The following is a 15,175-nucleotide window of genomic DNA, read 5'->3' on the forward strand; positions in this document are numbered from 1 at the left end:
GATAAAAATAAAACAGAGCGATGACAGGCAACCGGGGTGACGGTTCTTTGACAACAACTCAGGTCAAATAACCGGTCAACTGCGCGGGTGCCGTAGCAGCTTTTTTACGTATTGCTGCAGCATCTCGCTGTCCTCGGCCGGAACCTGAGCATCTGGCCTCGCCTCATCCAGCGCGCCTTCAACGCTTGCAATCAGCGCCTGTTGATCGCTTTGCGCCATCTGCCTTAGCAGGGCAGTAACCACTATTTCCAGCGCCTCAACCTGAACCACCAGCTCTTTTGACTCTTCTTCCTTTTCTGCCAGCTTAACTAACAACTCTGCAATAAGATTTTTCACAGTGCTATTTCCTTATCAAGTTTTTTCCGACGTTATCATTATGATTGAGACTTGCAAAGTGGGTAAAAGTACTATTTTTAAGCAAACCCCACACCGCTCATAAATTAGTTTCCATACGACCGGGAAAAATGAGACTTAAATTAAATTTTGCTTTTCCTGTGTAGCCTGAATTAAAAACAAGAACCGCCATTTCACATAAATGATAATGGCGGCCAGATCACAATATATTATATAGCTACATTAAGAGCGGCGGACTTCCTGCCGGCGGCGCTGGCGCATTGCCCACGCCAGTTGCAGGATGTTTACCAGCACCACCACGGCGGTGGCGGCAAATACCCAGCGGAAACCGGCCATCGCCGAGACCGCGGCCCCCATCAACGGACCGGCAACATTCCCCAGATACATAAACGACTGGTTATAACCGAAGATTCGCCCGGTGACCCGATCGCTGGAGTACTTAATCAGCAGGGTCTGCACGGCGGGCAGCATGGCGCCATCCGCAAAGCCAAGTAAAAAGCGCAGCACGCCCAACTGCAACGGAGTGGTGACAAAGGACATGGCGAAAAAGAGCACCACCGCCACGATAAGCGTCGCCATCAAAATACGCCCGGTGCCGATGCGGTCCCCGAGCTTGCCCAGACGTGGGGCGGACATCAATGCGGAGATGCCCGGCACCGCAGCAATCATCCCGCTGAGGAAGGCGATGTTATTACTCTCGGGTGCCATCGACTGAATAAAGAGCGCGAGGATCGGCCCCACCGAGCCGTTGCAAAGCTGGATAACCATGGTGGTGATGAACAGGCTGATCATCAGCCCCGGATAAGGGAGCGAGGCAAATACCGCCTTGCCGCTCAGCCGCTCCGCCTTGCTGACGGTGGGGCGAGCCCCCTCTTTAATCAGAAACAGCGTTACCAGAAAACTTACCATCAGCAGGACCGCCGTGATCAGGAACACCGCGCGCAGACCTACATGGTCTGCCAGAAAACCGCCCATCAGCGGGCCGCCGATCACGCCGCTGATTTGCGCCGTCGACAGAGTACTGATGGCCCAGCCGCTGCGCTCCCGGGGAACCTGGGACGCCACCAGCGCTATCGCGTTTGGAATATAGCCGGAGGTCAGGCCCATCAGTGCACGCAGCAGGAACAGCTGCCAGACATTAGTCGCAAAGGCCTGAAGCAGGATCGCAATCGCCATCCCCAGCGAGGCGCGCAGCAGCATCAGCTTGCGCCCTTTGCGATCTGCAAGGCTACCCCACATGGGCGAGACGATGGCCGAGACCAGAAAGGTGACGCTGAAGGTCAGGCCCGACCACATCGACAGCGCTTCGTGGGAAGAGACGCCCAGCTGGGACACGTACAGCGGCAAAAAGGGTAAAATCTGGCTAATGGCAAGGCCGGTGAAAAAACAACCGAACCAGACCGAAATGAGGTTAACTTTCCAGGATTCCATAGGCGGGTACTGTCTTCATATTACGTAAATTCGTTATCAGATTAGCAAGTTACCTTTCACCGGACGTTGTCAGAGATGCGCCCAGCGTCTCTTTGGGGTTTTATCTTCCCAGTCATCATATTTGTGAAATATGTCACATATTTTCGCCTTTTTGCTGGTGATTTATGCTTTGCGGGCAGTAGCCAAATCCCCGTATCCCAAGGTGAAAGTGGTTAGCATGGGCGGCGTTATAGTCCGGGCCGAGGGCGTTACCAAAATAGCCGCAGCTGGCACTGAGTAGCGCACGCAGCCAGGGTTCGGTGGAGGCACTCTTCCAGCCGCGCAAGACCGAAATTCGCTGACCGTTTTCCAGGGTAAAGCCGCTGATATCCAGCGCCTCGGCGGTGGCATGCTCGCTGCGCCGGGCGTTGGCGCGGTGATAGATATTGCGGCAGGCAAAGCTGCCGAAATGGTCAATGCGCGACAGACCGCTGCCCATCATGGTTTCGGTGATGGGCCGGGCCTGCTGGTTGACGAACAGCGCCGAGCTGAGCGCCAGCGGGCAGCTGGCAAGAAAACTGCTGCTAAGACTGACGGGGCCAAAACTACGCACGCGCACCACATCACTCAGCGGACACTCTCCCGTAGTGTCGGCCACCGCCTGGGTGCGGATCAGCTGACGCGCATTGGCCTGCGCCAGCAGCACATCACAATGCTCAGGCGTCAGGCGACGGAGCTTAAACTGGGTCAGGGTGCCGGGGGGATCCTCAAGCGTGAGCGGTGCAAACGGGTTGTAATAAGACGGCAGCCAGCGGTAGCCCGCAATGGCCGCGGCGATGATAACAAGACAGATAATCAGGCTTTTCCCTTTCACTCATCCTCCTGAAACGATGTGCCAAAACATTATGGCAGAAGGCGGCGAATCCCGCCGGGCATCGTGATATGGTAAGCGTTTTGAGTCAGAGTGGATGAGTGTACGTGATGGCGAAGTTGCGGGTAGGTATTGTCTTTGGGGGAAAATCAGCAGAGCACGAAGTGTCGCTGCAATCGGCCAAAAATATCGTTAACGCGATTGATAAGAGCCGCTTTGAGGTCGTGCTGCTGGGCATTGATAAACAGGGTCAATGGCACATTAACGACGAGCAGGGCTATCTGCTTAACGCCGACGATCCGGCGCATATAGCGCTGAATCCGTCTGAGGTCAGCGTTGCCACCGTGCCGGGTGTGACGAAGGGCCAGCTTATCGATGCCGGTACCGGACAGTCGCTTTCACAGCTCGATGTCATTTTCCCGATTGTCCACGGCACGCTGGGTGAAGATGGCTCCCTGCAGGGGATGCTGCGCATGGCGAACCTGCCGTTCGTCGGCTCCGATGTCCTCGGTTCCGCCGCCTGCATGGATAAAGATGTCACTAAACGCCTGCTGCGTGACGCCGGCCTGAACGTGGCGCCGTTTGTTACCCTGACCCGCGCCAACCGCGAGCAGCACACCTTTGCCGATCTGAGCGCCCGCTTTGGCCTGCCGCTGTTTGTCAAACCGGCGAACCAGGGCTCCTCCGTTGGCGTGAGCAAGGTGAACAGCGAAGCGCAGTTCAGCGAAGCGGTACGTCTGGCGTTCACCTTCGATCATAAAGTGGTGGTTGAGCAGGGAATTAAAGGGCGTGAGATTGAGTGCGCGGTGCTGGGCAATGATTTTCCGCAGGCCAGTACCTGCGGCGAAGTGGTGCTGAACAGCGACTTCTATTCCTACGACACCAAGTACATTGATGACAAGGGTGCGCAGGTGGTGGTACCCGCGGCGCTGGATGCTGACGTTAACGACGCGATCCGCGCAATTGCCATCGAAGCCTATCAGGCGCTGGGCTGTCGCGGTATGGCGCGCGTCGACGTCTTCTTAACGGCGGACAACCGCGTGGTGATCAATGAGATCAACACCCTGCCCGGCTTCACCAACATCAGCATGTACCCGAAACTGTGGCAGGCCAGTGGCCTCAGCTACCCGAATCTGATCACCCGCCTGATTGAGCTGGCGCTGGAGCGACATGCCGCTGACAGCGCCCTGCAGATTTCAGTAAACGGTTAATCCGCGTCGTTCGCCGTCGTCTCTTCCGGGCGACGGCGAATAATAAACCCCGCCAGCCAGAAGCTGACAACCCAGGTCACCAGCCCCACCGCATAAGTCTGCCAGCCCTTCGCTTCGAAGCCCAGCAGCCCCACCACCCCATTCAGAATAAAGATAAGCCCAATAGCAAAGGCGTAGAAATGCCAGTCACGGCGAATTTTGGCAGGCAGTTTCATGGTCGCTCCAGAAGAAAAAATCTATCCTCGCACAGATTTGTCCCCAGGTCTGCGGCCTATGCGGAAAATCTGAAAAGTGGGCAGGATTTCACTTAAGTAAAAAATCTGTGATGCGCGGCAGAATTCGGCAAACCAGGAGAATTCTCTGGGCTAAATTACCATCATTCCGATATTGACAACGGTCATGAGCTGTCAAACTTGACGTGTACAACAGGCACATAGCCAGTCAGAACACTCGGAGGTATGTATGGCAGATTTTACGATGTCAAAGCCCATCTTCAACACCAGGCAACCAAAAACCTCCACGGCAGGAAATATTGCATACGCGCTGTTTGTGCTGTTCTGCTTCTGGGCTGGCTCACAGCTGCTGAATATTCTTGTGCATGCACCCGGCGTCTATGAGCACCTGATGCAGGTTGAAGAGAGCGGTCGCCCGCGCGTTGAGATTGGGCTCGGCGTCAGCACCGTCTTCGGGTTGATCCCCTTCCTTGTCGGGCTCATGGTGTTGGGCGCCGTTGCCCTCTACGTGCGCTGGCGCCGTTATCGCTAGTTGAGCGCCATGCATTTTGCCCGGCGATCGTCAACGCGCTGGGCAAACCAGGCTGTCGTCAGATTGCGGGTGATTTTCGGGCTCTCAAGCTGGATCCCCGGCAGCATCGCTCTCGGTAGCGCCTTACCGCTCTTCTGCTCCGCCAGTTTAAATACCTGCTGATAGAGCTCGGTTTTCTCAAACGCAAAGCTGTCGCCCTTCTCCAACTGCCGACGGATCTCACTGTCGCTCATGTCCAGCTTGCCTGAAAGCATGCGCACCGCCAGCTCCGTCTTCCCTGCGTTACTGCTGCCATAGGCGATCAGATCGCCATCCAGGGCCAGCTTCACCCCACTGGCGCGGCTGACGGCATTCTGGAACGCCGCATTGCGGCTCGCATACCAGCCCGCGTTAAAGTCAGCAAAGCGGTAGAGCGGCACCGTATAGCTGGCGGGGTAGTTCAGCAGATGGTAAGTGCCGAACCACAGGCCGCCGCGCAGGGAGAAGACCTCCTGGCGAACCGTGTTCTCGATTTTCCACGGATAGCCGTCGGTATGCTTTTCGGCAAAGGCGATACTGACCTGCATTGGACCACCGGTATGCACCGGATTCAGGGAGCCAAACAGGGTCTGCCCCATCGGCACCGTACCGATCATATCGTCGAAGATGGCGCTGAGCTGCTTCTCGGTTTTCACCGTATCCAGCCGCTCGCTGTAGCTCTTGCCGTTTGGCGATTTGATCTTCAGTGCCGTGTGGACCAGAAACACCGGGATGTGCAGTTTTTCGGCGCGACGATCGATCTCCTTCCAGGCGATTTTATTCAGCCCCGGCACCGCCGGATCGGACTGATACAGCGACTCCTGCTGTGCCACCGCCAGCACCGAGCAGATGTTCTCCTCGGTAGGGGCAATCTTCTGGCTCTCAAAGGTTTTCGCCAGCGCCGAGGCCCACTGGTCCCGGTCTTTTACCGTGGCGGGCATTTTTTGCCGCACCACGCTTGCCACGTCGACGGGCTTTTCGCCCTTTTTCAGCGGCGCAGCCCCTTGCTCAGCACACCCGGCCAGCACCAGGGCGGCAAGCAGGGAAAAAGGTAATGCGCGCGGTACGGTAAAAGACATAACAGCTCCCTGTATCAGCTCAGCGTATGGGTAACTTCCTGAAGATCCTGACCATCCAGCTCACGTTCAAAACTGCGTAAACGTTTATAGATGGACATCAGCTCCACCAGCGTGGTCCATGAACTGATCAGATACTGGAACGACCCGCGTACCTGACCAAACACGTTAGTAATTTGCGTCATCAGACCCAGCGTAATCGTACCGGCTACAATCGACGGGAACAGCAGGAACAAACCGAAAACGTTATCTACCTGCAGATACAGAATGCGGGCAATATTGAAATACATGTAGTGGAAATAGAGGCGGAAGTAGTTCCGGCGCACCGCGCCAAACAGCTCACGTACCGTTGGCGGCGAGGCGCGGCTGGCATCGTCTTCGCCGTAAACCAGCTCTTTACGGTAGGCGGCCTCAACGCGCTGGTTTTTGAACTCCAGCCCCGGCAGTTTGATCCCCACCACCGCCAGCAGACCGGTGCCCATCAGCGACCAGACAATCGCGGCGATCACCAGGCCATAGGGCAGATGACCCACAATCGGCAGGTCCGGCACGTGCGCCGACAGCGTGACCAGAACCGGCAGGAAGGCGATCAGGGTCATAATGGCGTTGATAAAGCTGACCCCCATATCCTCAAGCGTGGAGGCAAAGCGCATAGTGTCTTCCTGCACACGCTGGGCTGCACCTTCAATATGGCGCAGCTGCTGCCAGTGGGCCATATAGTGTTCGTTCATCGCGGTACGCCAGCGGAAGACGTAGTGGCTGACGAAGAAGTTATTCATCACACCGATAACAACGGCGATAAGCGCGATACCGAGGAATACGCCAACTTCATGATAAAACTGATTGATAGAGACTTTGTGCGGCGCGCTGAGCGCGGTCTGGATCAGGTCATAGAACGGGGCATACCAGGCGTTGACCGCCACGCCCACCTCCACCAGAAACCAGGTGACGAAGATAATCAGCGCGGTGCCGAGAATCGACCAGTACTGCCAGCGGTGCGGCGAGTAGACAAACCAGAACAGGGCAAACACCCCAACGCAGAACGCATAATAGGCATAGAAAATCAGATAGCTGCGTGACCAGAAACGTGCCGCGCTGATCGGCACATCACCCGTAGCGCCAACCAGACGCTCAAACCAGGCTCCGCCACCCGCCTGCCAGAAAATGACCGCGATCAGAGCCCAAATAAAGGCCGAGAGAAAAAAGGGTCCCGGTTTTGGGAAAAACGACTTAAACATAACGCTTCCTTCTTGTAGTTATCGCTACTGCTGTGGACGACGGATTATCAGACCTGTGGGCCCTGTATTAGTTCGCCGTCAACCGCCACCCGAGCGGAAAAGCCAATGAACCTGGCAGGTATCATAAGCGCAATGTCACAAAACAGGAGATGGGTAATAACGAAATTGTTCGTATTTACCCGCGGTTACGTTTTTCACGCTATCGTTATGCTGTTATGGCCTTTGCATTATGGTGTTTAGTAGTATAAATACGCATACTTTTTCATTCACTTCATGGATACTTTCGTTGAAACGTTGTCTGTTCCTCTCCGCCGCGCTGTTTACGGCCAGCCTCACCAGCGCGCAGGCTGTCGAGCCGATCGCCGACCCGGCTTTTGCCTCCGATGTGGTTGATCGCTACGCGAATCATATTTTTTACGGAAGTGGCGCAACGGGGATGGCTCTGGTGGCGATTGACGGCAACCAGCGCGTATTCCGCAGCTTTGGCGAAACGCGCCCGGGCAATAATATCCATCCGCAGCTCGATTCTGTGGTGCGCATCGCCTCCCTGACCAAGTTAATGACCAGTGAGATGCTGGTGAAACTGCTCGATCAGGGCGTGGTCAAGCTCAACGATCCGTTAAGTAAATATGCGCCACCGGGCGCCCGGGTGCCGACATATCAGGGCGCGCCGATTACGCTCGTCAACCTGGCTACGCACACCAGCGCCCTGCCACGCGAACAGCCTGGCGGCGCAGCCCATCGTCCGGTCTTCGTCTGGCCAACCCGCGAGCAGCGCTGGAACTGGCTGTCGACGGCCACCCTGAAATCGTCCCCGGGCTCGCAGGCCGCCTACTCGAACCTGGCGTTCGATCTGCTGGCCGATGCGCTCGGCAACGCCGCGGGCAAGCCCTATGCGCAGCTGTTCGAAGAGCAGATTACCCGCCCGCTGGGGATGAAAGATACCACCTTTACCCCCTCTCCCGATCAATGCAAACGCCTGATGGTGGCGGAAAAAGGGGCCAGCCCGTGTAATAACACGCTGGCGGCGGTCGGTAGCGGCGGGGTTTACTCCACCCCTGGCGACATGATGCGCTGGATGCAGCAGTTCCTCTCCTCTGATTTCTACGCGCGCAGCAACCAGGCCGACAGAATGCAGACCCTGATCTATCAACGCAGCCAGTTAAGCCGGGTGATCGGGATGGATGTACCAGGCCGCGCGGACGCGCTGGGTCTTGGCTGGGTCTATATGGCGCCTAAAAATGGGCGTCCTGGCATCATTCAGAAAACCGGCGGTGGCGGCGGATTTATCACCTATATGGCGATGATCCCGCAATCTAACGTGGGGGTGTTTGTGGTGGTGACGCGCTCGCCGCTCACGCGTTTCGTCAACATGAGCGACGGCGTTAACCAGCTGGTGGTGGAGCTGAGCGAGAATAAACCGCGGGTTATCCCGGCATCCTGACGCTAATATTCAGCGGGCAAGTGGTTGATTCTGACCAGTTTGCCCCTGTCCATGGTGATGTAGTTCCCCTGGCGTAACGCTGCAAGCACTTCTGCCACCACGGAACGCGAAATACGTGTGCGGCGCTGGATATAATTCATTACCCCCACCCGCATACGCAGCGTCTCATCCCACTGGGCCATATCCAGCAACGTGGAACGGATTTGACTGTACGAATTGTTGCCCACCAGCTGTTTGTCGCGGATCTCCATTACCCGGTGGTGCCAGGAGAGCCAGCAGAAGGCATCTGACCATAAACCGGCCTGCTGGATCAGATGACGGGCCCCGGATGCGGGTAACCAGAAACCAGTACAGGGGGATTGTGCCACCAGCAGGTATTCGGTGCTGCAGCCCATCATGCCGGCATTGAGCCCGAAGATATAAGGTGCGGTGACAATCTCTATCAGCAGATCGTCCTGCTGACGGTGGATACTGAGCGTGCCCGACTGCAGCACTACTGCGTTTTCATTTTCTTTATCGCAATCCTCGAAGACAGGATGCATTGCAGGAAGCGTAAATGGCGTGCTGTGCGCCACCAGGCACTGTTCAAGTCGGGAGAACTCAGAAATGGGTTTTGCATAACGGTTCATGAGATCTCAAGTCATCCTTAACTGACGCTATAACAACGGGGAGGCAAGCCTCCCCGTATCAGACATATTACCAGGTGTATTTCACACCCAGATTTGCGCCCCAGTTTTGATCGACATCACCACCACCCAGATAGGTAGCATCAGTGTATGCACTGAAGTTTTTGGTGAAGCTGAACTGGGTTCCCAGGCCTACGCGTACCGCAGAGCCTTTCACACCATTATCGATGTTGTCGCCATTAACTTTGGCATCTTCACCGGCATCGTCATAAACGTAGGCCAGTTTGAAGAACGGCGTCAGCGCCTGATCGCCGCCATAGCCGAAGGTATAACCTGCATCGATACCGGCTTCATAACGCATGCTGTCGTAAGACTGGCTTCCCACACGCAGGTCGTTGCTCAGGCGGTAGTCATCCCCAGACTGGAACAGACCGGAGATGGCTGCATATGGGGTCAGGTAACCGGCAGTGTTCGGTTTCCAGTCGTAACCCAGTTTCAGCCCAAAGCCCCAGGCGTCATTCGTGGTATTGCCATCGACATATTCACCATTGCTCATGTTCGCTGAGAGATCGTTATTGAAGCGCGAGTAGCTCAGAGAGCTATCGATGAAGACATCGTTAGCAAAGCGCGCGGCGGAATAGAGCATTGCAGTCTGGCTGTCCTGATCCACCTGACCGCTGCGGTCGCTCATATCGCCTTTCGCAAAGCCTGCTGCCGCACCGAAGATCCAGTTAGCGTTATTGCCATCAATATGGGTATCGAGGCCCACCATGATGCCGCTAACGTCCTGATCGTAATGGATAGTGCCGTTATCGCCGTCAAAATTACCGCCGAAGACGTTCACCCATGCGCCACCGTTGTCTGCCAAGCCATGACGGCTGTTGGTCAGACGGTTAGCGAGCGCATCCTGCTGCAGATGCCAGATGTTGGTGTTGGCAGATGGAATGCTCAGCGCCATGTTGGCGTAATCAGTCAGACGCTCCTGACGCAGCACTACGGTATCGCCCTGCTGCTGTGCCTGATAGGTATAAGCACCGAGATCCGCTTTATTGGCTGCGGTGAAGCTGGCCTGCGTATCGGCGTTATTATCGTAGACGCGAATAATTTCCTTATTCTTGTAGTCAGCGACAGAACCCGCGCCGGTTGCGTCATCCAGACGCACTTTATAGTTACCGGACACTTCACCGTTCACCGCCAGATGACCGTCAGAGTTCAGGGCGATCACCCCGTAATCGTAATCGGCCTGGTGGATATCATTGGTGATATAGCGAGCATTGTTAAGATCGGAATTGAACACATAATCACGGCTGGCAACATTCAGCACACCACCATCGGTCAGCACCATTTTATGAGTGTCGACCTGGCCCAGACCCAGCGCCAGTTCAGCATGGTTATCCACGGTAATGGTGTTGGCATACAGCTCCGCGGTTTCCTGAGTCAGGGTGGTCCGGCTTGCGCTGTCGAGATACAGGCTGTCGGTTGCCACAGCACCGGAATCGCCGATGTTCATGGTCGACGCGTTGGTCAGAGTGATGCTGTCAGCCAGTAAGCCGGAGTTTTCTACATTGACCTGTGAACGGTTGTTGACGGTCAGCTTGTCAATGTTGGATTGCTTACGGGTATCCCATTCGGAACCGTTATCCAGCGCGACGTTGAACAGACCGCTCTGATAAACCTGATTGCCCACCAGATGGCCATTACTGTTGAAGGTGGAGCCAGGCCAGATGCTGTTTGGCTCCAGGCTACGCCAGTCGACGCTGCTGTAGCCCAGACCATACATCTGAGAAGGTCCAATCGCCTCGACGCTGGAGACGGCTGCGCCGACCCACTTGCTGCCGTTAGTAAGGGTCAGATCCAGTTTGTCAGTACCATCCCAGCCGTTAGTGGTCGGGTTGTAGACGTTGTCAGCAGTGGTGTCGGTAGCCGGATCGCCATCTGGATAGAAGTTGTTGTCGAAGGTGCTGGTGAACAACACATCGCCGGTCAGCGTGGAGTGATCGAAGTTAGCCGTAGTCTGCATGGCGTTATCTGCGCTGCTGGCACTGACGATCAGCGCTGCATCATCCGCAGCCGTGGCGTTGCTCTCGCCGTAATCGCTTGGTTTCGCCGACTGACCGTAAAAACCGTTGGTGCCCAGATCGCTGTATGCGCCGGAGGTGACAACCGAATCTTTAACCTGCAGGGTGTTGGTAAAGACATGGCCGTTGTCTTCAATGCCGGTCACAGAATCATACGGCGTGTTATCCAGCTGGTGATAGCCCTGAGTCAGGTTGATACCGGCCACGCGGGAGTTGTTTTGAATAACGATGTCAGATTCTACGTCGAGGGTAATGGCATTGCCCAGCGCGTAAGTATCCCAGTAACGGGTGGTTGTGTTGGTACCCTCAACGACGTCATACGCGTAGTGCTCGTAGGTATCATTGATGGTTGAATTGTCGACATTCAGACTAAAACGATCGTACTGGTTATGCGTTGTACCATCTGCATTCAAACCGCCAGCACATTCGGTGGTCATGCAACCGGAGGTGATCATACCGTTGACTGTGCTGTTGGAAATTGACAGCGAATTGGCATGCCCGCCCGCACCATCATCAAGGTAATACGTTGAGATAACGCCGTTTACTGTCGACTTGTTAATGACAGGATAGATATCGTTGTCATGTGTCGCACTGGAGTAATTCCAGTCGGTGTAGCCGTTATACCAGGCGGAGGTAGACGTATTATCATATCCAAAGGTGTTATAAGTGCTACCAGAAATATCTTTTGCATTGGCCTGAGAAGCGATAGCCAGCGTGCAGGCTAATGCAAGTTGAGATACAACAAATTTCTTTTTCCATGTTTGCATTGGGTCATCCCTCCTCAGGGACGTAAGCAAGTTTGTCCGTAAATACAGTGCAAATATATTGCGAGGAGAATTATGCAGTCCCTGAAGAAAATAGTTCAATGAATGCAGCAATTATGTCCGAAAACAGACAATATAAGCCACGCACTTTTTAAAATATAAAAAATAATAATAAAAAGCATAAATAACAGCAGCTTAAATTCATTCGAAAGAAAAGAAACACAAGGCGAAAGATCATCGGGAATTATTAAATAAAAGCGAACAAGAAATATAATATATAAATGATAAGAGCGTTTATAAAAAACAATGAGAAGGATTAAGATATTACCAGGGATACCTATATCCAGGTTCTATTAATTATCGCGAGACTTTATAATGTAAACTTATTTCAGGGTGTAAAATATAAAGCCATAAATAATACCGCTCCCACCGCCCAGCATTCTCTACCTAAACGACAACTTTAGTAAAACAGTCCGGCTGCATTTCAGGTACACTGTTCCTCTTCGATTCACTACCTCAGGCATATCATGACCGATTTAATTGCTCGTCCCCGTCGCCTGCGCAAAACCCCGGCGTTGCGCGCATTATTTGAAGAGACAACCCTGTCCCTGAACGATCTGGTGTTGCCGATTTTTGTTGAAGAAGAGATCGACGACTACAAAGCCATCGACGCCATGCCAGGCGTGATGCGCATTCCTGAGAAGCATCTGGCGCGCGAAATCGAACGCATTGCTAACGCAGGCATCCGCTCAATCATGACCTTCGGGATCTCCCACCATACCGATGCCACCGGCAGCGATGCCTGGAAAGAGGACGGTCTGGTGGCGCGTATGTCGCGCATCGCCAAACAGGCGGTGCCAGAGATGATCGTTATGTCCGACACCTGCTTCTGCGAATATACCTCCCACGGCCACTGCGGCGTGCTGTGCGATCACGGCGTGGATAACGATGCCACCCTGGAGAACCTGGGCAAACAGGCCGTCGTGGCTGCCGCCGCAGGCGCTGACTTTATCGCGCCATCTGCCGCAATGGATGGCCAGGTGCAGGCCATTCGCCAGGCGCTGGACGCCGCGGGCTTCACCGATACCGCAATCATGTCCTACTCCACCAAATTCGCCTCCTCCTTCTACGGTCCGTTCCGTGAAGCGGCGGGCACCGCGCTGAAAGGCGATCGCAAAACCTACCAGATGAACCCGCTCAACCGCCGCGAAGCGATCCGTGAATCGCTGCTCGACGAAGCGCAGGGTGCTGACTGCCTGATGGTGAAACCGGCTGGCGCGTATCTGGATATCCTGCGCGATATTCGCGAGCGCACCGAGCTGCCGCTGGGCGCCTATCAGGTGAGCGGCGAGTACGCGATGATCAAATTCGCCGCCCAGGCGGGGGCGATCGACGAAGAGAAAGTGATCCTCGAAAGTCTGGGGGCGATCAAGCGCGCCGGCGCGGATCTGATCTTCAGCTACTTCGCGCTGGATCTGGCCGAGAAGAAAATTCTGCGTTAATCCGTATTGCCGGGTGGCGGCTTCGCCTTACCCGGCCTACGGGCCCACAACACAAGCTTCACTCCTCTGCAATACAATCGACATCTGGCGCTTCTACTGTCTCAGCAGAACAGGAGGAGGAGCCACCATGTTTAGTCTCGACAGCGTTCTCGATGATCTTTGGCCGCAGGCAAAACCTGCACCCTGGCAAAAAAACCTGTTAAAGAAGCTCTTACACGAAGAGGAGTTTCAGCAGTTTGCCGCCGACCACCGTCACCTGAAAGGGCTCGATATGGTGGAACAGGTTCTGGAGCATCTTGATATCCTCTGTACCATTCCGGCTCACGACCTCGAACAGATACCCGCCCACGGCCCGCTGATTGTTATCGCGAACCACCCCACCGGTACGCTGGACGGGCTGGCGCTGCTGTATGCCATCTCCCGCGTACGCCGGGACGTGAAAGTGGTGACCAACCGCATGCTGACGCATCTGGCGCCGTTAAGCTCGCTGTTTATTCCGGTGGATAATATGGGCGGACGGACAGGGAAATCGTCGTTCGCCCTGATGGAGCTGCACCTGCAAAATGGTGGGGTACTGATCTTCTTCCCGGCCGGGGAAGTCTCCCGCCCCACGCGCACCGGGATCCGCGATAAAAAGTGGCAACCCGGCTTTATCAAGCTGGCGGGCAAATTCCGCGCCCCGCTGCTGCCGGTCCATATCCACGCCCGCAACAGCCTGCTGTTTTATGCGAGCACCCTGCTCTCTCCAGACCTGTCGATGCTGCTGCTGATGCAGCAGATGTTTCGCCGTCGCCACAGCCGCCTGCCGGTGAAAATCGGTCAGCAGATCGGCTGGCACCACTGGTACAGCCCTACGCTCTCCGCCCGGGAGATGGCCGAGCAGTGCCGCCAGCACGTGCTGCGTCTCGGCAAAGGGCTGCCGGGCGTGTTCAAAAGTGAGTCCGCCATTGCCCGCCCGGAAGATCGTGCGATCCTGAAGCGCGAGCTGGCGCAGGCGGAGTGTCTGGGCACCACCGCCGATGGCAAAAGCATCTATCTGTGGCAGCGCAACGGCCAGGAAGAGGCGCCGATCCTGCGCGAGCTGGGCCGCCTGCGGGAAATTGCTTTTCGCGCCGTGGCCGAAGGCAGCGGTAAACGACGCGATACCGATCGCTATGACGATGACTATCTGCACCTGATTTTATGGGATGACGACGATCTGGAGATTGTCGGCGCCTACCGCTTTATGCCCACCGCCTTGCAGGGACGAGATGCGCTCTACAGCCACAGTCTGTTTCACTACGGCGACGACATGGAGGAGATCCTGGAGCACGGGATTGAACTGGGGCGCAGCTTTATTCAGCCGCGCTATTGGGGACGGCGCGGGCTCGACTACCTGTGGTCCGGGATTGGCGCGTATCTGGCGCGCTATCCGCACTACCGCTACCTGTTCGGGCCGGTCTCCATCTCTGGGGGATTACCGCCTGCGGCGCGGGATCTGCTGGTGGCCTTTTACCGGCTCTGGTTCCCGGCCACTCATCCGCTGGCGACCTCGCGCCGACCGTATCCCGCCTCATTGCCCGACGTGCTGGCGCAGTTTAGTGGCGAAGATTATGTGGAGGATCTGACCCGGCTGAAGTCACTGCTTGGTAATCTGGGGTGCGGCATCCCGCCGCTGTACAAGCAATATTCCGAGCTGTGCGAGCCCGGCGGCGTGCAGTTTATCGATTTTGGCAGCGACCCGGCGTTTAACAACTGCGTGGACGGGCTGGTGCTGGTGGATTTGTGTTATCTGAAAGCCAGCCGTTATCAGCGGTATATCGAAGCCCATTTGTAGCG

The 15,175-nt window shown here is 55.6% G+C and carries 13 protein-coding genes; 5 read left to right on the forward strand and 8 right to left on the reverse strand.

What is annotated here, in order from left to right:
* Positions 1-75: 75 nt before the first annotated feature.
* The 3 genes from iraP to DVA44_RS18910 all read right to left on the reverse strand — a co-directional run bounded on the left by iraP (position 76) and on the right by DVA44_RS18910 (position 2,638).
* Positions 76-336: an anti-adapter protein IraP gene (gene iraP / locus DVA44_RS18900; protein WP_103824005.1), complete on the reverse strand. Its 261-nt coding sequence runs from the start codon at positions 334-336 to the stop codon at positions 76-78.
* A 240-nt stretch (positions 337-576) separates the two neighbouring features.
* Positions 577-1,785 (reverse strand): multidrug efflux MFS transporter, encoded by a 1,209-nt coding sequence (locus DVA44_RS18905; RefSeq protein WP_114387806.1) that lies wholly within the window; start codon positions 1,783-1,785, stop codon positions 577-579.
* Positions 1,786-1,918: 133 nt separating this feature from the next.
* A complete protein-coding gene (locus DVA44_RS18910) occupies positions 1,919-2,638 on the reverse strand; it encodes an extensin family protein (protein WP_114387807.1) in 720 nt (239 codons plus the stop codon).
* A gap of 107 nt (positions 2,639-2,745) precedes the next feature.
* On the opposite strand from DVA44_RS18910, the gene ddlA reads away from it, so the two are divergent.
* A complete protein-coding gene (gene ddlA / locus DVA44_RS18915) occupies positions 2,746-3,846 on the forward strand; it encodes a D-alanine--D-alanine ligase (RefSeq protein ID WP_114387808.1) in 1,101 nt (366 codons plus the stop codon).
* Here the strand turns inward: ddlA and DVA44_RS18920 are convergent.
* Complete coding sequence (locus DVA44_RS18920) at positions 3,843-4,061, reverse strand: DUF2754 domain-containing protein (protein ID WP_039031465.1); 219 nt, start codon at positions 4,059-4,061, stop codon at positions 3,843-3,845. The two genes, ddlA and DVA44_RS18920, sit on opposite strands and share 4 nt — an antisense overlap.
* A 247-nt stretch (positions 4,062-4,308) precedes the next feature.
* Here DVA44_RS18920 and DVA44_RS18925 point away from each other — a divergent pair, with 247 nt between their 5' ends.
* Positions 4,309-4,611 (forward strand): DUF2755 family protein, encoded by a 303-nt coding sequence (locus DVA44_RS18925; protein WP_103824002.1) that lies wholly within the window; start codon positions 4,309-4,311, stop codon positions 4,609-4,611.
* Here the strand turns inward: DVA44_RS18925 and DVA44_RS18930 are convergent.
* Both DVA44_RS18930 and sbmA read right to left on the reverse strand, forming a co-directional pair.
* The gene (locus DVA44_RS18930) at positions 4,608-5,708 is read right to left on the reverse strand and encodes a DUF1615 domain-containing protein (protein ID WP_114387809.1); all 1,101 of its coding nucleotides are present in this window, start codon (positions 5,706-5,708) and stop codon (positions 4,608-4,610) included. The genes DVA44_RS18925 and DVA44_RS18930 overlap by 4 nt on opposite strands.
* A gap of 14 nt (positions 5,709-5,722) precedes the next feature.
* On the reverse strand, positions 5,723-6,943 hold the full coding sequence (sbmA, locus tag DVA44_RS18935) for a peptide antibiotic transporter SbmA (protein ID WP_114387810.1): 1,221 nt from the start codon (positions 6,941-6,943) through the stop codon (positions 5,723-5,725).
* A 286-nt stretch (positions 6,944-7,229) separates the two neighbouring features.
* On the opposite strand from sbmA, the gene ampH reads away from it, so the two are divergent.
* Entirely contained in the window at positions 7,230-8,387 is a 1,158-nt protein-coding gene (ampH, locus tag DVA44_RS18940) for a D-alanyl-D-alanine-carboxypeptidase/endopeptidase AmpH (RefSeq protein ID WP_103824000.1), read from the forward strand.
* Positions 8,388-8,389: 2 nt separating this feature from the next.
* On the opposite strand, the gene DVA44_RS18945 is transcribed toward ampH, so the two are convergent.
* Together DVA44_RS18945 and DVA44_RS18950 are read right to left on the reverse strand one after the other, a co-directional pair.
* Positions 8,390-9,016 (reverse strand): helix-turn-helix domain-containing protein, encoded by a 627-nt coding sequence (locus DVA44_RS18945; protein ID WP_103823999.1) that lies wholly within the window; start codon positions 9,014-9,016, stop codon positions 8,390-8,392.
* Between the two features lie 67 nt (positions 9,017-9,083).
* A complete protein-coding gene (locus DVA44_RS18950) occupies positions 9,084-11,858 on the reverse strand; it encodes an autotransporter outer membrane beta-barrel domain-containing protein (RefSeq protein WP_114387811.1) in 2,775 nt (924 codons plus the stop codon).
* Between the two features lie 524 nt (positions 11,859-12,382).
* Here DVA44_RS18950 and hemB point away from each other — a divergent pair.
* Positions 12,383-13,357, forward strand: coding sequence for a porphobilinogen synthase (gene hemB / locus DVA44_RS18955; protein WP_103823997.1), 975 nt, complete (start codon positions 12,383-12,385; stop codon positions 13,355-13,357).
* Positions 13,358-13,484: 127 nt separating this feature from the next.
* Complete coding sequence (locus DVA44_RS18960; protein ID WP_114387812.1) at positions 13,485-15,173, forward strand: lysophospholipid acyltransferase family protein; 1,689 nt, start codon at positions 13,485-13,487, stop codon at positions 15,171-15,173.
* Positions 15,174-15,175 lie beyond the last annotated feature (2 nt).

It is taken from the genome of Leclercia sp. W17 (genome assembly GCF_003336325.1).
Lineage (GTDB): Bacteria > Pseudomonadota > Gammaproteobacteria > Enterobacterales > Enterobacteriaceae > Enterobacter.

Excerpts from the sequence above, each read along its gene's own strand:
- sbmA (WP_114387810.1), bottom strand. The coding sequence starts at position 6,943 with ATGTTTAAGTCGTTTTTCCCAAAACCGGGACCCTTTTTTCTCTCGGCC.
- DVA44_RS18925 (WP_103824002.1), top strand. The coding sequence starts at position 4,309 with ATGGCAGATTTTACGATGTCAAAGCCCATCTTCAACACCAGGCAACCA.
- DVA44_RS18905 (WP_114387806.1), bottom strand. The coding sequence starts at position 1,785 with ATGGAATCCTGGAAAGTTAACCTCATTTCGGTCTGGTTCGGTTGTTTT.
- DVA44_RS18945 (WP_103823999.1), bottom strand. The coding sequence starts at position 9,016 with ATGAACCGTTATGCAAAACCCATTTCTGAGTTCTCCCGACTTGAACAG.
- hemB (WP_103823997.1), top strand. The coding sequence starts at position 12,383 with ATGACCGATTTAATTGCTCGTCCCCGTCGCCTGCGCAAAACCCCGGCG.
- DVA44_RS18930 (WP_114387809.1), bottom strand. The coding sequence starts at position 5,708 with ATGTCTTTTACCGTACCGCGCGCATTACCTTTTTCCCTGCTTGCCGCC.
- ddlA (WP_114387808.1), top strand. The coding sequence starts at position 2,746 with ATGGCGAAGTTGCGGGTAGGTATTGTCTTTGGGGGAAAATCAGCAGAG.
- DVA44_RS18960 (WP_114387812.1), top strand. The coding sequence starts at position 13,485 with ATGTTTAGTCTCGACAGCGTTCTCGATGATCTTTGGCCGCAGGCAAAA.
- DVA44_RS18920 (WP_039031465.1), bottom strand. The coding sequence starts at position 4,061 with ATGAAACTGCCTGCCAAAATTCGCCGTGACTGGCATTTCTACGCCTTT.
- DVA44_RS18950 (WP_114387811.1), bottom strand. The coding sequence starts at position 11,858 with ATGCAAACATGGAAAAAGAAATTTGTTGTATCTCAACTTGCATTAGCC.